Origin of the sequence: Maledivibacter sp. (assembly GCA_025210375.1) — a bacterium.
GTDB lineage: Bacteria > Bacillota > Clostridia > Peptostreptococcales > Caminicellaceae > JAOASB01.
Genome location: JAOASB010000012.1, coordinates 57,385 through 80,582, shown reverse-complemented (window position 1 = coordinate 80,582; position 23,198 = coordinate 57,385). Strand labels below are relative to the sequence as shown.

General features: G+C 33.0%; 20 protein-coding genes and 1 other annotated feature. Of the genes, 2 read left to right on the top strand and 18 right to left on the bottom strand.

The window, feature by feature from the left end:
- The 7 genes from N4A68_04120 to N4A68_04090 form a co-directional block, all read right to left on the bottom strand.
- On the bottom strand, positions 1 to 867 hold the full coding sequence (locus tag N4A68_04120; protein MCT4563484.1) for a type II secretion system F family protein: 867 nt from the start codon (positions 865 to 867) through the stop codon (positions 1 to 3).
- A 10-nt stretch (positions 868 to 877) separates the two neighbouring features.
- Positions 878 to 2,110: a CpaF family protein gene (locus N4A68_04115; protein ID MCT4563483.1), complete on the bottom strand. Its 1,233-nt coding sequence runs from the start codon at positions 2,108 to 2,110 to the stop codon at positions 878 to 880.
- Between the two features lie 18 nt (positions 2,111 to 2,128).
- A complete protein-coding gene (locus tag N4A68_04110; protein MCT4563482.1) occupies positions 2,129 to 3,238 on the bottom strand; it encodes an AAA family ATPase in 1,110 nt (369 codons plus the stop codon).
- Positions 3,239 to 3,643: 405 nt separating this feature from the next.
- Positions 3,644 to 4,969, bottom strand: a complete 1,326-nt coding sequence (locus N4A68_04105) for a pyrimidine-nucleoside phosphorylase (protein ID MCT4563481.1) — start codon at positions 4,967 to 4,969, stop codon at positions 3,644 to 3,646.
- Between the two features lie 24 nt (positions 4,970 to 4,993).
- Entirely contained in the window at positions 4,994 to 5,383 is a 390-nt protein-coding gene (locus N4A68_04100; GenBank protein MCT4563480.1) for a cytidine deaminase, read from the bottom strand.
- Positions 5,384 to 5,408: 25 nt separating this feature from the next.
- Positions 5,409 to 6,077: a deoxyribose-phosphate aldolase gene (gene deoC / locus N4A68_04095; GenBank protein ID MCT4563479.1), complete on the bottom strand. Its 669-nt coding sequence runs from the start codon at positions 6,075 to 6,077 to the stop codon at positions 5,409 to 5,411.
- A gap of 157 nt (positions 6,078 to 6,234) precedes the next feature.
- Positions 6,235 to 7,260, bottom strand: coding sequence for a LacI family transcriptional regulator (locus N4A68_04090; GenBank protein ID MCT4563478.1), 1,026 nt, complete (start codon positions 7,258 to 7,260; stop codon positions 6,235 to 6,237).
- Positions 7,261 to 7,735: 475 nt separating this feature from the next.
- Between N4A68_04090 and N4A68_04085 the strand changes: the two genes are divergently transcribed.
- Positions 7,736 to 7,939 (top strand): hypothetical protein, encoded by a 204-nt coding sequence (locus N4A68_04085; GenBank protein MCT4563477.1) that lies wholly within the window; start codon positions 7,736 to 7,738, stop codon positions 7,937 to 7,939.
- Between the two features lie 212 nt (positions 7,940 to 8,151).
- Here N4A68_04085 and N4A68_04080 read toward each other — a convergent pair whose 3' ends face one another.
- The 4 genes from N4A68_04080 to N4A68_04065 all read right to left on the bottom strand — a co-directional run bounded on the left by N4A68_04080 (position 8,152) and on the right by N4A68_04065 (position 12,949).
- Positions 8,152 to 9,060 (bottom strand): DUF4392 domain-containing protein, encoded by a 909-nt coding sequence (locus N4A68_04080; protein MCT4563476.1) that lies wholly within the window; start codon positions 9,058 to 9,060, stop codon positions 8,152 to 8,154.
- Positions 9,061 to 9,387: 327 nt separating this feature from the next.
- Positions 9,388 to 9,711 carry a DUF3870 domain-containing protein gene (locus tag N4A68_04075; protein ID MCT4563475.1) on the bottom strand — a complete coding sequence of 108 codons (324 nt, stop codon included), beginning with the start codon at positions 9,709 to 9,711 and terminating at the stop codon, positions 9,388 to 9,390.
- Between the two features lie 174 nt (positions 9,712 to 9,885).
- A complete protein-coding gene (locus tag N4A68_04070; protein ID MCT4563474.1) occupies positions 9,886 to 10,983 on the bottom strand; it encodes an endospore germination permease in 1,098 nt (365 codons plus the stop codon).
- A gap of 163 nt (positions 10,984 to 11,146) precedes the next feature.
- Positions 11,147 to 12,949, bottom strand: coding sequence for a methyl-accepting chemotaxis protein (locus tag N4A68_04065; GenBank protein ID MCT4563473.1), 1,803 nt, complete (start codon positions 12,947 to 12,949; stop codon positions 11,147 to 11,149).
- Positions 12,950 to 13,147: 198 nt separating this feature from the next.
- Positions 13,148 to 13,416, top strand: a binding site (T-box leader).
- Between the two features lie 116 nt (positions 13,417 to 13,532).
- Here N4A68_04065 and N4A68_04060 point away from each other — a divergent pair.
- Positions 13,533 to 14,894, top strand: coding sequence for a sodium-dependent transporter (locus N4A68_04060; GenBank protein ID MCT4563472.1), 1,362 nt, complete (start codon positions 13,533 to 13,535; stop codon positions 14,892 to 14,894).
- Between the two features lie 171 nt (positions 14,895 to 15,065).
- On the opposite strand, the gene N4A68_04055 is transcribed toward N4A68_04060, so the two are convergent.
- The 7 genes from N4A68_04055 to N4A68_04025 form a co-directional block, all read right to left on the bottom strand.
- On the bottom strand, positions 15,066 to 15,329 hold the full coding sequence (locus N4A68_04055) for an HPr family phosphocarrier protein (GenBank protein MCT4563471.1): 264 nt from the start codon (positions 15,327 to 15,329) through the stop codon (positions 15,066 to 15,068).
- A gap of 27 nt (positions 15,330 to 15,356) precedes the next feature.
- The gene (locus N4A68_04050) at positions 15,357 to 16,610 is read right to left on the bottom strand and encodes a zinc-binding dehydrogenase (protein ID MCT4563470.1); all 1,254 of its coding nucleotides are present in this window, start codon (positions 16,608 to 16,610) and stop codon (positions 15,357 to 15,359) included.
- Complete coding sequence (gene pfkB, locus N4A68_04045; GenBank protein ID MCT4563469.1) at positions 16,600 to 17,556, bottom strand: 1-phosphofructokinase; 957 nt, start codon at positions 17,554 to 17,556, stop codon at positions 16,600 to 16,602. The genes N4A68_04050 and pfkB overlap by 11 nt, the downstream gene beginning before the upstream one ends.
- Positions 17,557 to 17,577: 21 nt before the next feature.
- Entirely contained in the window at positions 17,578 to 18,036 is a 459-nt protein-coding gene (locus tag N4A68_04040; GenBank protein MCT4563468.1) for a PTS sugar transporter subunit IIA, read from the bottom strand.
- Positions 18,037 to 18,225: 189 nt separating this feature from the next.
- On the bottom strand, positions 18,226 to 20,382 hold the full coding sequence (locus tag N4A68_04035; GenBank protein MCT4563467.1) for a BglG family transcription antiterminator: 2,157 nt from the start codon (positions 20,380 to 20,382) through the stop codon (positions 18,226 to 18,228).
- 426 nt (positions 20,383 to 20,808) lie between these two features.
- Entirely contained in the window at positions 20,809 to 22,209 is a 1,401-nt protein-coding gene (locus N4A68_04030) for a PTS mannitol transporter subunit IICBA (GenBank protein MCT4563466.1), read from the bottom strand.
- Positions 22,210 to 22,701: 492 nt separating this feature from the next.
- Entirely contained in the window at positions 22,702 to 23,007 is a 306-nt protein-coding gene (locus N4A68_04025; protein ID MCT4563465.1) for a hypothetical protein, read from the bottom strand.
- Positions 23,008 to 23,198 lie beyond the last annotated feature (191 nt).

Sequence of the window (23,198 nt, the reverse complement as noted above, 5' to 3'; positions counted from 1 at the left end):
TTACACCTCGATATTCATTATCTTCTTAGATATTATATAAGCTATCCCCAGAAGAACTACTGAAACAGTCATCATAATCCTTCCAAGAGTAGTTTCAAATACAGGCTGCATATAGTCTTTGGAACTATAGGATAACATTAGAATTAAAGCTATAGGCATTATATTTAGTAGCTTTTGTTCAAATCTTTTCTGGGCCAGCATAGTATCAATATCATGTTTAATATATATTTTATCTGCAATTACATTTGAAGTGTTTTTTATAACTTCTACCATATTCCCACCACCTCTTTTAGATGTTTTTAGAACATCAACAAAATTATTTACATCCTCTAAATGTGCCCTCTGAGCAAAATTAGAAAGTGCGGCCTCTACGGTTTCATTCATATCCAATTTCCTAATAATGTACTGAAATTCATTAATTATGTATGTGTCAGGACTAGGATAAAGTATAAAAAGGTCATTTAAGGCATCCCTAAAGGCCATTTCAATTGATTTACCTGCTGATAAGGATGATGATAGGGCGTATAATGCCTCCTTAAATTGCATACTAAGTTCATTTTTTCTTTTCTTAATAATTTCTTTGGTTTTAAGCTTTGGATACAAAAAAGCTAGTGGCATTACTAAAGTAGAAATAATATAACTTCTATAGAATATAAATGCTACTATGTAAATTACAAGGGAAGCAATCAGTATATATAATGCTTTTTCTTTCTTAGCCATAATATAAATATCATAATCAATAAGATATTTATCCCTACACTTAACTTTTTTCTCCTTAATAAATTCGTGGGCTTTAGTTTTCTCAATAAATAGGAACACCCCTAAAGCTAGTAAAGATGCTCCAAATACAATGAAAATTATTAGCATCCTTTTCACCTCATACCTCTTCAAAAATACCGGCCATTTTGAATTTTAGTGTGTTTTTCATTTCATTTTCTGTCCTTCTCAGCTCTCCAATTATCTTTTTATCATCATTTTCTCCATCTTCCATGAATTGAAATAATGGATTTAATTGTATTTCACCATCCCTATACCCTAAGACCTCATCTATTTCCAGAACTCTTCTTGTTTTATCCCTTAATCTACCTAAATGTATAATTACATCAATGGCAGATGTGATTTGTTGTCTAATCGCATCTATTGGCATGGCTGCACCACTTAGAACCATAGTTTCTAATCTACTCATCATATCTTCGCAGGAGTTAGCATGTCCAGTGGAAAGGGAGCCATCATGTCCCGTATTCATGGCTTGGAGCATATCAAGGGCTTCTGAACCACGAACTTCTCCTACAATTATCCTGTCTGGTCTCATTCTTAATGAAGTCTTAATTAAATCCCTTATGGTTATTTCTCCTTTTCCCTCGGTATTACGATCCCGTGTCTCAAGCCTTACTATATTGGGTACATTTACTATTTGCAATTCTGCAGAATCTTCTATAGTTATAATTCTCTCATCCTTAGGTATAAAATTGGATAAAGCATTTAAAAAAGTGGTCTTTCCAGATCCCGTTCCTCCACAAATAAAAATATTGTACCTCGACTCAACCATTCGCTGTAGCACATCTGCTGTTTGACTATTTAATGAATCATATTTTATAAGCTGTTCTATAGTCATAGGTTTTTCAGGAAATTTTCTTATTGTCAGTATGGGCCCATTTAAAGCGATTGGTGGTAATACCGCACTCACCCTTGATCCATCGGCTAATCTAGCGTCAGCCGTAGGTGATGCCTCGTTTATGGCTCTATTAACCTTCGAAATTATGGATTGTATAACATTTTCTAGCTTTTCTTGGTTTTGAAAGGAGACATCTAGCTTTTTAATTCTTCCATATTTCTCTACAAAAATATTTTCAGTACCATTTATCATAATTTCAGTAATATCTTTATCATCCATTAAGGGTTGCAGTATATCTAACCTACGCATAGAATTGAATATTATTCTAATAATTTCTTGCTTTTCCGTTATGGTCAAATAACACTGTTTGGCCTTTTCAAATACTATTTCAGTAATAATATTCCGTATATCTTCATCAGTGGGATCTGTCTTGAAATCAATACTATCACTAACCATCTTCTTGATTTGTTCTATGAGCTTGTCCTTCTTGTCCATATCCTTAGAAAATCTCCTTTATTCAATTACTTTTAAAATCTTAGCAATAGCATTTTTAAATTCTACTTTCATATCTTTCCTATAATTACCTTCATAGGTACTGATGGGCTTAAATATATATGGTATTTTTACAGAAACAGTCATTCCATCTAACTCTCCAGATTTTATATTTATGTATTCATTTTCATTATATTTATTTAGGACTAGTATGATTTTGCTAAGTATGTTCATATCATTTCTTTTTGAAAGCAATTTAAGTTCAGTTAGGAACCTATTTATTTTGACCATAGACATATCATCTTGATCAATTACTAATATGATTTGATCACTGGAATTTAATATGGAAATATTCTTTTCATCTAGATTTGACGACATATCAATGTAGATTTCATCATAATCCTTGGATAATCTTAATTTATTAAGCAAGTATTGCATTTCATCTATGCTCATCTCATTCAAATCAACACAGCTATCCGGTGGCGAAAAATAATGAATATTATACATAGAATCTACACATCTGATTCCCTCAATCTTTAATGCAATATTTTTTTTATTTTCTTTGATGTAATATATCAAATTTGAAATACTTTGACTATTCTTACAATCAAAAAAATTTGATGTGGACTGTATATTCTCTAAGTTCAAATAGAACACGGCTTTACCATCTTCAGCGGATTTGATACTAGCGCCTAGGGCAATGGATGTTTTCCCTACTCCCCCTAAAGGAGAATAAACGGCAATCATCTTTGTTTTTTTATCCTTATCTGAAATGTAATATTTATTGGGATTAACTTCAGCAAAACAATTTAATATACTACCTACAAGCTTATCGCCTCTTTGATATTTGTTAATTACCTCACAATCCATTACTTCATTGGTTAACATTCCTCCAGATAATATGATTGTAGTGTTAACCTCATCCATAAAATCACAACCTGTATACCATTCCGAACATAGTAAGAGAATATCAGCCTTTCCTTTATTCTGGGAAATATATTCCGAAAGATATTCTCTCTTGGTGAAGGCATTAACTTGAAATCTATTTGAATGCTTACTAATTAGGTAATCGGAAAGACTATCCACATAGGCTTCGTCTTTGTCTGCTATTATTAAATGTATTTTTGACAACTAAGCTCCTCCCATCTAGTAACACTCAAATACAAACGAGTTGTTTGTCTATTTATTCCAATTATACATTTATATTACTACATTTTCTTATTATATTCAATTTATTTTTACATTTTTTTCTTTTATTTTCATAACTAGTACAAATTATAATCTATTAATTAATATGTAATTTATTACATATTAAACCAATAACCTATCATAAAGATAAGGTTAGGGCTTCAAAAATTGACATAAGGGTCAGACCAGCTAGTAACAGTCAAGAGATTTTTACTAGCTGGTCTGACCCCTTTGATAATATTACCATAAATTGTATATGAAAACATTCAAAAAAATTCTTGTAATAATCTTGAGTAATATAGAAAAAACAGTACCTTAAATAGATACTGTTATCATAATTGATATTTATTAAAATCTTTCTATTCCGTCCTTAGTGACAATGCCTTTAATCAATGATTTCGCTTTAACTTCAACCTCAGTAATTTCATAGGCATCTATAATCATTTTAGTAGCTGCCTTTTGTTTCTCAGCATCGTTGGCATAAATAGTTGCTATGGATTCACCGGCTTTGATAGAATCTCCTATTTTTTTATGAAGAACAATTCCAACTGCTAAATCTATTTCACTTTCTTTGGTTTCACGGCCTGCACCCAATACAAGGGCCGCTTTCCCAATATCGTCTGCCTTTATTCCTTTAACAAAACCTGCCTGTGAAACAGCAACAGACTCTATTATCTTTGCCTTTTGAAATAATGCCGGATCATCAACAAAGGATGGGTCTCCACCTTGGGCCTTAACAAGCTCTTTTAATTTTTCAAGTCCCTTCCCTGAGCGAATGATGTCTTCAAGTATTTTTCTAGCTTCTTCAAAATTTTCAGCTTTTTCACCTAAAACAAGCATATGGGCTCCTAGGGTTAAACAAAGTTCAGTTAAGTCCTGTGGCCCCTCTCCTTTTAATGTATCAATTGCTTCCTTGACTTCTAATGCATTTCCAACAGCATAGCCTAATGGTTGGTCCATATCCGTAATTACCGCTATAGTATTTCTTCCTACATTATTTCCTATATCTACCATTTCCTTGGCGAGTTCAAAGGAACTATCCTCATCCTTCATAAATGCTCCGCTACCTGTTTTAACATCTAATACAATAGCATCTGCACCTGAAGCAATTTTTTTACTCATAATACTGCCAGCTATTAGCGATATATTGTCAACAGTTGCTGTTACATCACGAAGAGCATATAATTTTTTATCGGCAGGAGCCAAATTTGCTGTTTGTCCTCCAATAGCTATTTTTATACTATTAACATTTTCAGTAAACTTTTCAATAGGCATATCTACTGAAAAACCTTTAAATGACTCCAATTTATCTATAGTTCCACCGGTATGCCCTAATCCTCTACCCGACATTTTTGCCACAGGTACTCCTGCCGCTGCTACTATAGGCCCAAGTATTAAAGTAGTTGTATCACCAACGCCACCAGTGCTATGCTTATCAACTTTAATCCCATTAATTTCTGATAGGTTAATAACCTCTCCACTCTCTACCATTGCTTTAGTTAAATCTGCGGTTTCCCTTTTATTCATTTTCTGAAAGTAGATTGCCATCATAAGGGCAGAAACTTGGTAATCTGGAATTTCAGTCTTTGTATATCCTTCAACAAAAAAATTAATCTCTTCTGTCGTAAGTTCTTCTCCATTTCTTTTCTTCATTATCAAATCATACATTCTCACGTTTATCACCTCACTGTACTACATCTATTTTAAATCTTCCGGTCCAAAGCTATGGGGTAATAGCTCTTTAAGAGTATATTCTCTATATTCGTCTTCAGATTTAGCAATAATTATTGTGGCATCCTTCCCAAATTCTCTTATTACTTGCCTACAAACACCACATGGATATGTCCACTCTGAATCTCCCGTTATAGCTATGGCTATGATTTCCCTTTCACCTTCAGAAACAGCTTTAGCTATGGCTGTTCTTTCTGCACAAATAGTTGGCGTATATGAAGCACATTCTATATTACATCCTGTATATATTTTCCCACTGTTGGTCAAAAGTGCAGCCCCAACATTAAACCCAGAATATGGGGTATATGCTTTCTTTTTAGCTTCAAAAGCCTTTTTTATAAGCAATTTCTTATCCATAATTACTCCTCCCCATGTCTATAATCTAATATCCTGAATTTGAATTTTTGGTTCCCTCCACAATAGCTATAGAAGCACTTGCACCTATCCTAGTTGCTCCAGCAGCTATAACTGCATCAGCATCTTCTTTTGTTCTAACACCACCTGAAGCCTTAACGCCCATATCTGGCCCTACTGTTTTTCTCATTAATTTTACATCTTCCACAGTTGCTCCTCCTGTAGAAAATCCTGTTGAAGTTTTTACAAAATCTGCACCGGCTTCCTTTGAAATTTCACATGCCTTTACTTTTTCTTCCTCAGTTAGAAGGCAGGTTTCTATTATAACCTTAACCAAGGCCCTTCCATTTGCTGCTTTAACTACTGCTTCAACATCCTCTTTAACATCCCCATATTTTTTAGATTTCAATGCTCCGATATTGATTACCATATCTACTTCCTGTGCCCCATTTTCAATTACTTGATTTGTCTCAAATGCTTTTACTTCCTTTGTAGTAGCCCCTAATGGGAATCCTACAACTACACAGGTCTTTACATTAGTTCCCTCTAATTCTTTTCTAACCAACCCAGCATAATATGGGTTTACGCACACTGAAGCAAATCCATATTCCCTAGCTTCAGCACACACCTTTCTTATTTGTTCCTCCTCTGATCCTGGCTTCAATAAAGTATGATCGATATAGTTTTGTATTTCCATTATTATCCTCTCCTTTATATTTATAAATAATTAATTCCCATACATATGTGAACGGTTCCACGAAATTTAATCTTAAATGTGAATATTATACTGTAGAAGTCCCAATAAATTTTTTAGACTTTAATTTATAAATGGGTCTTATATAGATTATTCACATTTACTTTTTTATATACTTCTCTGATCCCTTTAAAACAATTTTAGGTAAAAGAGTAATTCTTTTTATTTTTTTATTACCATCTTTACTTTGCAAATTATCAATTAACAGCTTCATTCCCGTTCTACCCATCTCTATGGTAGGTCCATTTATAAAGCTTATATTCATTCCAACTATATTTAATGCCTCTATCTTATCAAAACCTATAATTGCAATCTCCTCTGGAACACTAATTTTTTCTTCATACAGTGCCTTCATACATCCTAAAATCATCATATTGCTCATGACAAAAATAGCAGTAGGTCTATCTTCCATTGCTATTATATTTTTTGTAATATCATAAGCACTTTCGTGTTTATAGTCACCATAAAAAATATATTTCTCATTTACTGGAATCTTATTCATAACTAATGCTTTTTTGTAACCCGTTAATCTATCCTTAGCTGGTCTAGAATTCATACATCCTGTTATTATTCCTATTTTCTTGTGACCTTCTTGTATTAAAGCATTAGTTCCATCATAGGCTCCTTTAATATGATCTATAAACACTCCACTAAAATTAAAGCATTCAACATGTCCATCTATCAAAACCACTGGAATACCTAGATTTTCTAGGGTGTTTAGATATTCCCTATTAAACTCGTCCTCGGGATATGTTGGAGTAATAATGACCCCTTGTATTCTTTGTTCCTTAAGAAGCTTAAGGGCTTTTAGTTCCTTTTTCCTGCTATCGTCAGTATTGAAGAGAATTAAATTCAAATTATGCTCATCTGCCTCTTGGCTGATACCCTTTATTATCTCTCCAAAAAAGGGATTATTTATCTCAGGAACTATGACACCTATAGTATTCGTCCTATTTGTAGATAAACTTCTTGCTATGGCACTAGGTGTATAATTTAATTCCTTTATAGCTTTTAAAATTTTCTCTCTAGTTTCGTCCTTAACATATCCTGAATCATTTAAAACCCTTGATACAGTTGTCCTTGATACACCTGCAACCTTTGCTATATCATTAATTGTAACAGCCATTTTAGTCCTCCTCAAAGGTTTAAAAGCTAAAATAATTATATTCTAGAAAACATGTTACCGATTTCATATAATTATACATTTTTTTAAGGCGAATTTCAATACAACTCAATATATATGATTCACATAGTATAAATTAAAACATCTATGAAAACCCTATATTATATTTTCTCCTATGTCTATAATTAATAGTCACAATATCTGCTTTTTATAGAAAACTCAAAAATGATTGAAATTTTGACTAAAATCTATAAAGCTGTAAAATCACTACTCCATAGGCATTATACATAATATTGGAATAGGCCCATATATTGCTACATAAATAAGTACCCTAAATTTATGCATATTATCGAATTATATTATATATAGTTATAAAAAGAATATAAACCAATAACACCTATAAAAATTCTTAAGCTGCTTTTATTTATATTATTGCTCTATAAATAATCTAGGCTAAATATTTAAGAGGAGGGCTTTTATGACTTTAAGCACATTTCAAAATAAGATTGTTCTAATATTAAATTATGTTGATAAGCTAAAGAGAGAAAACATACCTATGACTACACAAAGTATATTGATAAGGACCTATGCCAATGATTTAGAAATAAATCTAACTAATGATATGATTTTCGAAATATTATCCTATGGATGTACAAGCTATTCAAGTTACCAAATTCATTAAACCCATTAATCTTAACCCAGATTACCCATAACAAATTTGAAAATATTTAGAGTTCCCCTATTATGAATAATCTGGGTGTATGTATTAAATGAGGAAATTGTATAATTACTTTCTATAAAAGCCATATATATTATGCAATTCTGCCAAGTCAGAGTTATGCAATTTCCTCAAGTAAGAGTTGTGCAATTTCCTCAAATAATAAAGTCTATTTTTTAAGTACATTTCATATAAATGTAATTTTCTTCTACTGTATTTAGTAAAATATCTACTATGCTTCTTAAATTTTCAAGAATTTCTATATTATCTTCTAAGCTTAATCCATCTACGGTTAATGTCCCCTTTTTGGTACATCCATCAACCGCTCCTGCTTCTATCATCACTTCTAATAATCTTTTTTCTATTTTAGAATCATGTAATAGCATGGTTCCAGAAATTATGGAAAGAGCTGCAGCCAAAGCATGGCCACCCCAATTAGATACTCCGGCTACAATTAGATAATCGGTGCTAATGGCTGCACATATTTGCTCACCCTTATTTACTGAGTCTATCACAAATGAGGATACCTTTCCCATGCCTACTTCATTACCCCCATCTCCAACAGCCAATGAAACTATCCCTTGCTCCTTTGATTTTATAAATAATATGTCTGTATCTGGTACCAAATCACTAAGGTCTTCTCCCCTCATGGAATAGCAGTGACCATCCTTTGCTCTTCCTGGTCTTTCTATGGCAACTATATGAGATGGCTGATATTTTTCTAATAGTTCATTACAAAACTTGTCTGTATTATAATGTGGAACCACTTCTATAGAAGCCTTAACATCCTTTACAATACAGCAATTATATAGCATATCCCTAGAATATTTATCAGTTACAAGCACTACCTTTTTACCTAGCTTCTCCAATGCACTGGCCAAGGATATTGCTCCAATAGGGCCATCTGTTTCACCCGTAAGACTGCTCCTAATCACAAAACCAGTAACTATTAACACAGTAGAACCATTATAAATATCCTTTACGGCATTTTCAAATTCACCCAATAGATTAATTTTATCCATACCTCTTTTTTCCAAATTTTTTCTAATTATATTTTCAATATCAATAAAATAGTTTTGATTCATATCATTTCAACTCCTCATGTCAGAATACAAAAAACCCAGCTAAACTATGGGGTTTAACTGGGTCTTATCTACAATTATATATAGAGGCTAATCTATATACTAATAAACAAAACTTAATATGAAATTTTCATGGAGATATATTTATAGAGATTCAAGTCAAAACTTTAATTTATACATATCCAAAACTCCCAGAAACACTGAGTATTTGCACATACATAAACTCAGATTTACTTAGAACTCTGTATATAGGATTTTTATAATATAAGTTAAAGTCTATACTAAAATCCCTATACTGTAATTTTATTATACTTTATTTTATAGTATGCTTCAATTATTTTTTATCATCATGTATTTATTTCGAGCATCCTTTATGGAGGCAATCACTGCTTTCTGAGCCATTCCATAGAATCTATCTTTTATTTCATCTATGATCATCTCTATATCATCTACAAGATTATATCCTATAAGAATAGACCTAATGAAATCAGTGGTAACATCCCTCACCATATTACAAGTTGAGTCTACTATTTTACCGCTTCCTCTCTCTATAATAATACCTAAGAAAAAAATATTATACATAGCCGAAATAGGATCGTTTTTACCTATCTTAGCCGTACCTAAAATATAAATAGTATTTTTTTCATATAGCACTTTTATTCCTCCCGTAGTCAAAAAATCTTGATCATCACTAATAAGCTTAATAATTATGCACAGTCCAAAATTGAACCTAAATCCTCTATAACCAACCTATTCTATGGAAAACTCAAAAATCCTTCTTTAAGATTTGTGACCATGAAAATTCCCTACATGTATAAATCCTATAGCTTAAATAGATTTTTTATATTTAAATTTCTTAAATTTTATTTGGGCTGTAATCCATATAATAATAGGTAAAATCATTTCAAAAAGAAAGGCATAGTATGGGAATATTTCAAAATTCCATTTATTATAGTCAACTCTATTTAAATGTACAAAGTACGACATATTAAGCATTATTAAAACTATTGGTATTACTATAAATCTGTAGTCCTTTAACTTAAATATACTGACAACTCCTTTGCAAGTAGCCAATAGATATATACTAACCTTCAAAAATCCTCCCAATACAAAGGTTACAGCAACTGCCGGTTCAAGATTTTGTAGTATAAATCCCACATCTATTCTTTTCACAGCTTCATATATAGGATAATAGGGCTCTGAAGCAGAATTTATTCCTATGTATAAAATAGTACCTAAAGACGTAATAAATACAACAATTCCTGCAATAAATAACCCTCCTATATATATCCTATACGGAGATTTATTTGACTTAAAATCTGAAAAAATTATAGTAAATATTACAATTTCTCCAAAGGGAAATGAAAAAACAGCAAAGGCTCCCTCTAAAATGGGCTTCATGCCTTTACTTAGTACTGGCCGAATGTTATTAATGTCCATGTCGGGAATAAAAAATAATATTACAGTAAATACCAAAATAATAAAGGGAATGATCATGAACTCTGACCATCTTCCTATCACCTCTATTCCTTTCTTGACAATCCAAGAACAAAGGAACAATAGAAGAATAAATACCGCTGTGTTAGGGGTTGCAGGAAGAATGGTCTCTGTAATAAATTGATAGATATTCATTCCAACCAAGGTTCCACTGTGAAGTGCGAACCAAACATATAGTATAATAATTCCTTTGCCTATAAATCTACCAAAGCATATATCACAAATATCAAATAAGTTTTTCCCCGGGAACATAGAATGCATATGGCAAAATACTAATACAATACATAGTGTCATAAGTATAGCCAAAATAGTAGCTACCCAGATATCCTTTTCGGCTACCGTGCCAAATACTAGCATTGATGAAGTTCCAGACATATATAGCACTATAGCAGCTATACCTTGTTTATCAGAAATGACTTCCTTATTCACTAATTATTCCTCCGAGATAGTTTTTATTAGTATTTCACTAATGAGCCTAAATATAACAAACTTATTATCTCCTTATGGAAATCCCAATAAATCCTTTACATATAGCTTTCTTAAATAAAAAAATCCAGAATATCATCATGATATACTGGATTTTTTTATTATATTAGATACTAAAGATGTTAACTTTATCTTCTAAATCACGAGCTATGACTTTTAATTTTTCAGCCATACTAGCAATTTCAGCAATAGTAGCTGTTTGCTCTTCCACAGAAGCTGATACCTCTTCTGTAGATGCTGAAGATTGTTGTATTACAGAAGTAATATTTTCTATTGAAAAAGTAACTTCTTCTTTATATTTGCTTACGATATCAATGTTATTGGTTAATCTCTCTAACTGCTGTGTAATTTTTTCAATGGATTCTGTGGTTTCTTCAAAAACTTTTTCTACTTCCATGGCTGCTTTATCGGCATTTTGTACAACCACCTTTGTTTCATCCATAGTATGATTTACTTTTTCTATTTCATGCTCTATTTCAGTAGTAATACTCTCGATTTTCTGAGTGGAGCTTCCTGTTTCTTCCGCCAACTTTCTAACCTCTTCGGCTACAACTGCAAAGCCCTTACCTGCGTCTCCGGCTCTGGCAGCCTCAATAGCGGCATTAAGCGCCAATAAATTTGTTTGTTCCGCTATTGACTTTATGACTCCAACAATTTGTCCTATATAACTGGACTTTTCTGAAAGACTATTTATATTTTCATTTACTTGATGAACCATTTCATTATTTGCTTTAAAATTATGCTGTAATTCCTTCATAGTGGATAATGATCTATGGTTGACTTCATTTGTATCATTTGTATATTTATTTATTAGATTTGCACTTTGAATTAATTCATCAATTTTTTCATTTAACGACTCTAATTTCATTGTACCTTCATTGGCTTCCGAAGCTTGATTTGTAGCTCCATCAGCTAGTTCTTCCACAGCCTTGGCAACCTCATCAATAGATAATGCTGTTTCATTTGTATTTTGTGATAAAAATTGAGAATTATTAAGTATATCATTTGACTGTCCCTTAATACTTCCTGCCATTTCTCTTAATACTTTTCTCATGTCAAATACTTGATTAGCCATTAAACCTGTTTCATCATTATTCTTTAGCAATACTTCGTAGGATTCATCATATACTAAATCCAGTTTAGTGGTTTTGTCAATTAAGCTTGTCAGCCTTATAATAGGTCTTGATATCTTTCTGCCTACCAGCATGGCTACCACTCCTATTATTGCCAAACATATACCTGCCCAAATAAGCATAATAATTATACTATGTCCCTTATATTTCTCTAACCCTTGTTCATAATCATCAACTACATATTCTATATCATCTATGTAGGCTCCCGTTCCGATTACCCAATCAAATGGCTCGAAATACAAAGTATAACATCTTTTAGGTAGGGGTTCCGTTTCCCCGGGTCTTGGAAACCAGTAGTCTGTGTATCCTCCCCCGGGCTCCATTCCCTTGGAAATAACCGCTTTTAAGAGATAAAGTCCCTTTGAATCCTGTAGATTAATTCTATTCTTACCCTCTACATCCTTTTTCCCTAATAGGACTATATTATCTCCCTTTGATGTATCCGCCCAAAAATATCCATTGCCATCGTCTCCATACCTTATATCCCTAAGCAAATCGGCACCTAATTTTTTTCCCTCTTCTAGTGTGATTTCACCCTTTTGCACCTTATTATTGATGCCTTTAAGAATCCCCACCGCAGTTTCAACTTCCAGTTTAATCAACCTATCAAATTCGTCTCTCAGTAGGGTATCCACTCCTTGGGTTACATGTCCTTTAATCTCATTGATAGTATAGTTTGAAATAATCATCAGTATAATTGTTAATACGATACTTAGTGCAATTGAATTAAGAAAAATCTTATTTCTAATACTTGACTTAGATTTCCTCAATTTCACTAGAAACCTCCCCCTTTATTTCATATATACACCCTTTATTCCAAAAAACAGCAAAAACATAGACAGTATAATATCGACATTTTTTTACTTTAACTTTAGATGAAATTCAATTTATTTTCTTTTAAAAATTTAGAAAATTTTTTATTGACATATTATAATAATATTCGTATAATAATACTTGTCTTCAAAATTCATATTTTTAAAACAAAGACGGAGAGAAAAATGCTGATACTTTGACTACAGAGAACTAACATTTGCTGAAAGTTAGTGTTAAGGTAAGTATATAATGATCCCTCCTGAGTTGCCGAATTGAAAGGAATACCCAGTAAATAAGGATGGCTGCCACCAATATATGGCTATGGTTCATATGAAGTCAATTAGACTTTATTTCGACCTGAATAAAGATGCAATTATTATTATTGTAAAATAGGGTGGTACCACGGAGATTATAATCCTTCGTCCCTATAGGTATTTATTGAATATCTATAGAGATGAAGGATTTTTTATTTTTAGTCTAGAGAATGGGCATTGTTGATTAAGATATGAATTTTTTATACAAATATGACTTGAAAGGATGACAAAAATGAAAAGAGATAATTTTGGATCAAAATTAGGTATACTGGCAGCTGCAGCGGGTTCTGCCATCGGTCTAGGTAATATATGGAAATTCCCTTATATTACTGGGAAAAACGGAGGAGCAGCTTTTATTTTAGTTTATTTAGTTTGTATAGCTTTAATAGGTTTACCTGTAATGATATCTGAATTTGTATTAGGTAGGAAAACCCAAGCAAATGCTGTTGGTTCATTTAAAAAAATAGAACCTAAAAAACCATGGTTTTTATCGGGCTACTTAGCTACATTAACTGCTTTTATAATACTTTCATATTATGCAATGATTGCAGGATGGATATTATCCTACATAGGTAGAGCGGCAACGGGAAAAATAGTATCCGTAGCTCCTGCTAATTTAGGTGCTTATTTTGAAGGAATCATTGGAAACTCTACGGAATCTATAATCTGTACCTTTGTAGTAATTGTACTAACCGCACTTGTGGTGATATCTGGAATAAAAAACGGTGTGGAGAAATATTGTAAGATATTAATGCCGGTTTTATTTGGTATTCTAATACTATTAATGTTTAGATCTTTGACTTTAGATGGAGCTTCAAAGGGGGTTGAGTTCCTTTTCAAGCCTGATTTCTCACAGTTGACTACAAAGGGAGTTCTAGAGGCCCTTGGCCATTCCTTCTTTACATTAAGCTTAGGCATGGGTATTATACTGACCTATGGGAGTTATATTGATAGAAAAGAAGATATAGTTAAATTAGCAATTCAGGTTACCATAGCTGATACCGTTATTGCCTTAATGGCTGGTTTAGTTATCTTCCCAGCAGTATTTGCATATGGTCTGGAGCCGACAAAAGGAGCAGGACTAATCTTTGTTACATTGCCAGCAGTATTTAGTGAAATGCCCTTTGGGAATATTTTTGGATTTTTATTCTTCTCCCTTATAGGAATTGCTGCTATAACATCTACTATTTCCCTTTTAGAAGTAGTTGTGTCCTTTGCAATAGAGGAATTTGGTCTTAAAAGAAAAAAGGCTACAATCCTTGTATCTTCAGCAATATTCTTAGTATCATTACTTAGCATAATGTCCTTTGGCCCATGGAGTAATGTCACTATATTTGGAAAAACTTTCTTTGGTCTATTTGATTTTATAACTTCAAATATCTTCCTACCAATAGGCGGATTACTGATCAGTATCTTTGTAGGATGGGTATGGGGTACTGAAAATACTATTAAAGAAATTACTAGCCAAGGTCTTTATAAATTAAGGGCCAAGGGTCTTTATAGCTTCATAATCAAGTTTTTAGCTCCTGCTGCTATCTTTTTAATCTTGCTAAATTCAACGGGATTATTGAACAAGCTTTTAGGTTCTAATTAACTATATATATTGGTCAGGTATTGAAAATTTTACTTACTTTATATTAAGTAAATTATTCAATACCTGCCCCTTTAAGAAATGGATAAAAAAGAAGCTATGATTTATTATCAAGCTTCTTTTTTAACATAAGTTTTTATTTTATTTTTTGAGATTTTTATACTCTCCGCCTATCTATTCGGAAAAACCCCTGTCAACTAAAGCCTTTAAGCCCATAACTGCTGCCTTTTCATCCCTTCCCTCTGCGGCAATGGTCAATTTCGTACCTTTATTAGCTCCCATAGATAAAATGCCCATTATACTCTTTGCATTATATTCCCTATCAGCTTTTATCAGCTTTATTTCCGATACATATTTTGATGCTTCCTTTACCAACAAACTAGCTGGCCTTGCATGAAGTCCAGTTTCATTGGTCAATATTACTTCTACCTTATACATATCCGGCTCCCTTCAATATTTTATCTTCTATTTATTTTCTAATAAATACTTTTCAGCTTCTAAGGACCATAATCCATTATATCTACTAGTTATTTCAGCTAATTTTGCAAAAAACTTATCGGTTTTTCCCTTTTTTTCAAAATCTTCTATGGCAGTTAATTCCATATCTATATTGGTGTAAATAAGTTTCTTTCCACCAGGAATATTAGGTAAATTTAGTATGGTTTCCCCTGCACTATTTAACCCCCCCACATGGGTGACCATTACTGCAGGGTTGATTAGTCCCTTGCTTGTCATTTCTAACGACTCAATTAAATCCTCTGTATTCCCCCCAGTAGAACCTATTATATGGGTCGCTGAATAATGAACATCATAATAATTTACCTTTGCTGAAAACTGCTTATTAGTAGGGCCAGCAAAAAAGTTCAAGCATCCATCCTTACCTAATATTTTATCCCCTTGCTCTGCAAGAACTTCAATGGGGGCATAGACATATACATCATCAAATCCTTTATTATCCGTAAGGGACATTAGATATTCATCGGGATTTTCAAAATTCTTTGTGTTAACATATTTTAACTCCACACCATTTTTTTCTGCTTCTTCTATAGTAAGTATACTTTGAGCCCTTTCCAGCCTTTTGTCATCAATATCAGTTATAACTAAAAGCTTTGGTTTTCTTTCACAATGAATAATATAATCTATTGCTCCAAGGCCCATGGGCCCTGCTCCTCCTAGTATTGCCATTTTACCCTTGGGGGTTATTCCCATTTCATGCTTATATACTCCGCTTTTGGTATGATAATTTGAATGGAAACCACCTATTATGCATGACATGGGCTCAGCTAAAGATGCTTCAAAAAAGCCTTCTCCACCATAATTGATTAAACATCCAAGCTCCATAACCTCCTGGGGAATAATTGCATAGGTCGCATTACCTCCAAAAAACTTATAGGAATATCCCGGTGAATATGGACTGCCTTTGTAATTCAATGCTGGCTGAAGGGCATATTTATTTCCTGCTTTAAATTTATTCTTCCATTTATCCCCAACCTTTATAATTTCACCGGAAAACTCATGCCCCGTTATTATTGGATTAATCGCAACGTCTTCAGGTACTCTTTTATGCATTGCTCCTTGTTTCGCCGCTTTGTAGGTAGACATACAAATACTGTTTGAAACAATTGTGACTAGAATCTCATCATCCTTTATTTCTGGAAGCTCAAATTCTTCTAATCTTAAGTCATCTTTCCCATACATTCTTACTGCTCTAGTTTTCATCTTTAATCATCCCCCTATCAACTAATTTAAACTCTACTTTTTCTATTAATTCATTAATGGTATCCATACTCCCTGATTGTGTTCCATCGGTCATGACACTGGCTATGCTTGTGGCAACAGCTAATTTTATCGTATCTTCCAAAGTATACCCCCTACTAATTGATAATGATATGGCAGCCACCAATGAATCTCCTGCCCCCACCGTACTCTTTGCTTCAACTTTTATACCCTTTACTATGGCAATTTCATTATTACTTATCAAAACTGAGCCCTCTTCTCCACGGGAAACAACTACATAATCTACACCATATTCTAAAATTTTCTTTCCATATCTTATAATCTCTTCTGTACTTTCTATCTTTATAGAAAATATTTTTTCTAACTCGTGTATATTAGGTTTTACAAGATAAGGGCCTGCCTTCAATCCTTCTATCAACAGCTCTCCATCGGCATCCAAAATGGTTTTTGCACCCTTAGCCTTGGCTCCATTAATTAAGCGAGTGTATATTTTTTTATCTACATTTCTAGGTACACTTCCAGAAAATACTGCTATAGACCCTTTAGATAGTCCATCCATAATATTCTTTTCAAATTTCTTTAAATCCTCATGGGAAACCCATGGCCCGTTTTCATTTATATCGGTGACTAAATTATTTTCTCTATCTACTATCTTTGTATTCGTCCTGGTTTGTCCCTCTATCATCATAAAATCATATTCGATTTTCATTCTATCTAATTCATTTTTTATAAATTCTCCTGTATTGCCAGCAAGTATTCCCATAGCTTGGCTTTTCCCACCAAGTTTTTGTATGACCTTTGATACATTTATTCCCTTTCCTGCAGCATCTATTCTTAGGCTTAACTCCCTATTTACTTTTCCAGCTTGAAAATTGTCTATTATCATTGTTTTATCTATGGCAGGGTTCAAAGTTATGGTAGTAATCACTACATCACTCCTTCCTCTAGATTAGTTGCTAATAAATATATCATAAATATCATTTACATTCTTTGTGTTCACAAGCTTTTCTACTACTTTTTCATTTTCCAAAGATGCTGCAATATTAGAAAGTATCTTCAAGTGTTCATCCCCCTTACCTGCTATTCCAATAATCAAGTAAGCCGTATTGCCATCTCCAAAATCTATTCCCTGTGGGAATTGGAGAACTACAATCCCAGATTGCTTTATCTGATTTTTAGATGAGCCCACACCATGGGGTATAGCTACTCCATTCCCAATATAAGTTGATACAACCTTTTCTCTTTCTAACATTGCTTGTATATACCCCTGTCCTGTATATCCCCCATCAATTAAAAGTTGACCCGCCATTTGTATAGCATCAGCTTTTTTTATTTTGCCTAAGTTTAATAGTATGTTTTCTTTTCTTAGTATTCCATTAGAATGCTTTTCAGCACCTTTATTTCCCATGGCTTCTTTATTGTTAGTAGTATTTTTAAGGTGAGCCTTGTTATTAGTTGTATTTATCCTTTTTAAAATAAAAGCTGTTAATAGGATTAAAACTATTCCGAGTATTACTATTCCCATGGCCCCCCCTTGTTTTATTATTGCAAGTGGTACATGGCTGATTCCAAGCTTTATCACCATATCTATCCCCTCCTACATTTTAATTCTAGAATCAAGAAATCCATTTAAAACACCATTTACTGCATTATATATATCCTTCTTTGTTCCCCTAGCTAAAACATCGATAAACATGGGATCGTCTATCAGATTTCTACTAATCTCACTAATGGCTTCTAAGTGTCTGTTGCTTTTATTAAAGGGAGTCATCATGACCAAAGCTGTAACTATTTTTTCCTTATCTCCATTTGTATTCATGCAAAAAATTGGTTTTTGTGGGCTTAATCTGGCCACCCCAAGCTTAAGGGTATTAACCCCATTGGTTCGGCAATGTAATAGGATCAGTTCTTTTCCATTTAGTATGGTACTCCCATGCTTCTCCCTTTCTTTTAAATCCCTTTCAATAATATCTACTTCTTCCTTATTTTTACCTACCAGGGAACTCACACATCTAATTAATTCATTAATGCTATTAGCATGTATGCTTTCTTCAAAAAAGAAATTACTTAAGATTTCAATTACACCCTCCCCATAATCCTTCAAAGCACTGGCCCTATCCATCAAGTCAATATTTTTTTGATTACTAGTGTATAAATTCTTTACCGAATATACATTTAGCTTTTCTAATATTTTTTTTATCCTATTTATATCATTCTTCAATAAAACTGGATTTACATTTACTATTGGGATAGACTTCTCCTTTACATAAACAGTTGAAATGACCAGATCGACTTCATTTTTTTTAAGCCATTCTTCATTGATTTCAATAGTAGAAATGGTATCTATAATCTGTAAATTATTAAATTCTTTTTTTAATCTTGTGGCCAAAAGCTTAGATGTACCAATTCCACTAGTACAAGCAACTACAACATTATAAATCCTATTGTCTTTTTCTACCCTTCGTCTTTCTTTTTCTATTGCCGCCCCTATGTGCATGGCAATAAACCCTATTTCAGCTTCAGGCATCTCTAAATTGAACCTTTTATTTATAACCTCTGCACATTTTGCACTGATACTAAATATCCCAGGATACATTTCCTTTATCTTTTCCAACAGGGGGTTTCTAATATCTAAATTCATCTTTAACCTATTAATAGTAGGTCTTAAGTGACTTACTAATCCGACTAAAAGATTTTCATTTCCCTTTAAGGAATAGCCTGATTTTTCCTCTGCAATTTTGATCATTTCATTTACCAGCTTAGTTAGTTCAAAATTTCCTATTATAAATTCGTCAACACCCTTAGAATCCCCCTTATATGCTCCATTTCTCATTTTTGAACCCTTTAGGTGCATTGTTATATATCCTATTTCATCATTAGGAATCTCTATATTTAAGGATTTAGCTATCTTATATGCTATTTTCTCCGCTGTTGTATATTCTTGACTTTCACTAAGCTCCGTTAAAAATTCATCCTTCATTGTGATGTTTTCATTATTTTTTATTCTCTGTATGGCTAGGGCGAGATGAACAATTAATCCTGCATAAGAACTATCTGTAAGCCTATATTCCAAGTCTCCTTCTGCTTCATGTATTGTTTGTTCTATGGTCTTTATTATTTCTTTGTCTATTAGGTTCATTAGCCTATTTTTAGTATTAATTTCAATCCTTCCATTTGATTTGTTACCAGGGGTCAAATTTTGACGAATTACATTTAATATCTGCTCTTCATTCAGATTCTCATACAGTAAATTAATCATAGCTTTTCTAAATGTATTTTCCTTACCCTTTAAATATACTCCAAGTCCTGGTTTCCTAACTAATGTCAATTTGTACTTTTCAAACCAAGCTTCTACCTTATCAAGATCATGGCTTATGGTTCCTTCCGACACTTTAAAACTACTGGAAAAGTAATACAGCTTTGTGGGTTCCTTGTTTTGTAAAAGCTCTCCAATAATCAATGATTGTCTTTCCTCTGGCGTAAAGGTTTTTTCAACCGATTCATCCTCCAATAAACTTTTTAATCTTTCTTTATCGTCTAATGTAGCCACTAGCTTTATTCCCACCCTCGGTTTCTTTATTAATTGAAATTCATTACTTTCAAGCCATTTTTCAACGGAAGGCATTTCCCTTAATATGGTTCTAGAACTAACGGCTAATCTTTTTGCTATTTCCTTTATAGTAATTGTGTTGCATTCATTACTAATTATTTCCAGAATTCCTTTTGTCCTTGAAGATAATGATAACTCAGTCACATTTACTCACCCTCATTCGTTATAGATATTGGCTTCAGCATGTATATAACCTCCACAACATTCCAGGTTTCAACAAAAGTTCAAGTTCACAGCAGACTGGAATTAATCGGCAAAGAAGAAATTGGGCTTTGGTCATCGGCCTGAAGCGATTATCTTTATTAGTGACATTAGTAAATTAGCAATTCTCTTTAGTTTCATTATATCCTTGGAAAAAGCTTGAAATCAAGTTAAACATAATTTTCTTTGTCATTATTTATTAATGACATTTTTCAATATTTTATAAATGAGTAAATTGTATAATTCAAGGATGATATTCCCATATTAGCCTTAGCCAAGTTAGAGTTATGCAGTCCCCCTCAAATAACTAAAACAGTGAAGAACTATATCTTCACTGCTTTAATTAATATATAAAGCCCCATCCACTTACTATTTTGATAATCTCTTTACTAATTCATCATATACTGGGCTCCCTATAAAGTTATCAATTGAAATATGTTCAGCATTGGGTGCTGTGGCCTTTGCCCTTTGAGTCAGTCTGCTATGACTAATGACTATATCTGCATCCCCGGGTATCTGATCAATTGCACTATTGACTGTCTCAACATCTATCCCAGCTTTTTCTAATTTTTTCCTTAAGGTCGATGCCCCCATGGCACTTGATCCCATACCTGCATCACATGCAAATACAATTTTCTTAACTCCTTGCTTAAATTTCTTGCCCTTCAATTCCATTACCCTTTCCTTTGCACTTTCTAGTCCTTCTTCCACAATAGTATTGCTCTTTCTTTTTATGAAGAATGCAGCCACAAGGAAGGAAACTGCTGTGGATACTATTACCCCCAGTATTACACCTATAAAGCCACCCTTTGGAGTCATCGCCAGCAATGCAAAGATGCTTCCCGGTGATGGTGTTGCAACAAGCCCTGCTCCAAAAAGGCTAAAGGTAAGAACTCCACTTGCTCCTCCTGCCATTACAGCTAACACTAATATCGGATTCATTAAAACGTATGGAAAATATATCTCATGTATTCCACCTAAGAAGTGTATTATAATTGCTCCAGGTGCTGATTGTTTTACCATTCCTTTGCTAAATACCCAATAGGCCAATAATATTCCTAGTCCAGGCCCTGGGTTTGTTTCTAATAGGAAGAATATTGACTTTCCTAGTTCCTTTGCTTCTTGTAGGCCTAGGGGGCCTAACACGCCATGGTTTATTGCATTATTTAGAAATAGTATTTTACCTGGTTCAATAAACAAGGATGAAAGGGGTAGTAAACCGGCATTTACTATTGTCGCTACTCCAGATTTTAATATATTATTTAATCCTAATACTACTGGGCCTATTCCTAAATAAGCCACTAAAGCTAATATCATACCTATAATTCCTGCAGAAAAATTGTTCACTAACATTTCAAATCCCGATACTACTTTACCTTCTATAGCCTCATCAAATTTCTTTATTATATAGCCTCCCACAGGTCCCATTATCATAGCCCCTATAAACATAGGAATATCTACTCCAACAACTACTCCCATGGTTGCCACTGCTCCAATGACTCCTCCCCTTGTACCTCCTACTAATTTCCCACCAGTATAGCCAATTAATAATGGTAGCAAATACAAAATCATAGGACCTACTAAAGCACTTAGCTTCTCATTTGGAGTCCAACCCGTAGGTATAAATAGTGCTGTTATCAATCCCCAAGCAATAAATGCACCTATGTTTGGCATAACCATACCACTAAGAAATCTACCAAACTCTTGAATTTTTTCCTTTGCTCCACCTTGCTGCGAACTTCGTAGGCTTTCAGCAGCACTTTTCGACATAAAATCTCCTCCTTATTTATTACTGACATGATTTAATAGTGACAAAACTTAACATGCGTTTTAATCAGACTATTCTGTCAAGTTAATTATATATATATTTATTCTGTCGTTCAACACAAAGATATTAATGTAATGTCACTATATTTAGTGACAAAATTCATGATTGCTTCAAGTAATTATTTTACCCCTTTATGTCCTTGCTGCCATATTCATACCGTTAACTTTATAAATAGAGGAATTTGCATAATTCTAACTTGGCTAAGTTGCATAATAAAATCCCCTAAATAACAGTTAAATTATTTAGGGGATTCATAAATTGAGGAAATTGCATAACTCTGACTTGGCTAAGCCTAATATGCGAATATCATCCTTAATTTGAATATTTAAGATATGGCATATCTTTGTGGCTTTCAAAACTATGTAGTAGATGATTTCTGTAGAAAGTAATTATGTAATTTGCTCAATTATTAAATCTTAAAGAATATATTTAGTTTATTTATTCATGCTACCCATTTGACTCAAAAATGCCATGGCCATCTCAAGTCCTTTTACAAGCTCAGTCCTTATCAACTCTAAATTTTTATCTTCCGTACCCTTTTTCACTGTGATTCTACATGTATTTTTCCCAACTTCCATTAATTCAAAATCATCCTTTAATATGTTTTGTACGCTTTGCTTTAGCATAACCCTTGTATTATTATCCTGTAAATATGCTTCAAATTGATTTTGAACAGAAACTATAATCCTTTTTTCCTCATCTAATCTTACATACTTTATAAATTGATCTAGTGTATCCATTGGGTTCTTCCTTTCTTAAACATAATTAAACTATATAGAACGCACTTATAAATCTACATTTTGATTTTTTGAATAGCCAAAGCTTCAATGCTTTTCAAAGAATTAAAATGTAAAAGACTTATTGCAATTTCCATACTACAAAATATTAAACCATATATAATTAACAGTCAAGTATATATTATTATATTTCA

Bases quoted from the DNA above. Each gene is read 5' to 3' on its own strand.
- N4A68_04050 (MCT4563470.1), bottom strand. From the start codon at position 16,610: ATGAAAACTAGAGCAGTAAGAATGTATGGGAAAGATGACTTAAGATTA.
- deoC (MCT4563479.1), bottom strand. From the start codon at position 6,077: ATGGAAATACAAAACTATATCGATCATACTTTATTGAAGCCAGGATCA.
- N4A68_04090 (MCT4563478.1), bottom strand. From the start codon at position 7,260: ATGGCTGTTACAATTAATGATATAGCAAAGGTTGCAGGTGTATCAAGG.
- N4A68_04085 (MCT4563477.1), top strand. From the start codon at position 7,736: ATGACTTTAAGCACATTTCAAAATAAGATTGTTCTAATATTAAATTAT.
- N4A68_04025 (MCT4563465.1), bottom strand. From the start codon at position 23,007: ATGGATACACTAGATCAATTTATAAAGTATGTAAGATTAGATGAGGAA.
- N4A68_04080 (MCT4563476.1), bottom strand. From the start codon at position 9,060: ATGAATCAAAACTATTTTATTGATATTGAAAATATAATTAGAAAAAAT.
- N4A68_04060 (MCT4563472.1), top strand. From the start codon at position 13,533: ATGAAAAGAGATAATTTTGGATCAAAATTAGGTATACTGGCAGCTGCA.
- N4A68_04040 (MCT4563468.1), bottom strand. From the start codon at position 18,036: ATGGGAAATAAAGGTGCTGAAAAGCATTCTAATGGAATACTAAGAAAA.
- N4A68_04120 (MCT4563484.1), bottom strand. From the start codon at position 867: ATGCTAATAATTTTCATTGTATTTGGAGCATCTTTACTAGCTTTAGGG.
- N4A68_04055 (MCT4563471.1), bottom strand. From the start codon at position 15,329: ATGTATAAGGTAGAAGTAATATTGACCAATGAAACTGGACTTCATGCA.
- N4A68_04115 (MCT4563483.1), bottom strand. From the start codon at position 2,110: ATGGACAAGAAGGACAAGCTCATAGAACAAATCAAGAAGATGGTTAGT.
- N4A68_04100 (MCT4563480.1), bottom strand. From the start codon at position 5,383: ATGGATAAGAAATTGCTTATAAAAAAGGCTTTTGAAGCTAAAAAGAAA.
- N4A68_04030 (MCT4563466.1), bottom strand. From the start codon at position 22,209: ATGTCGAAAAGTGCTGCTGAAAGCCTACGAAGTTCGCAGCAAGGTGGA.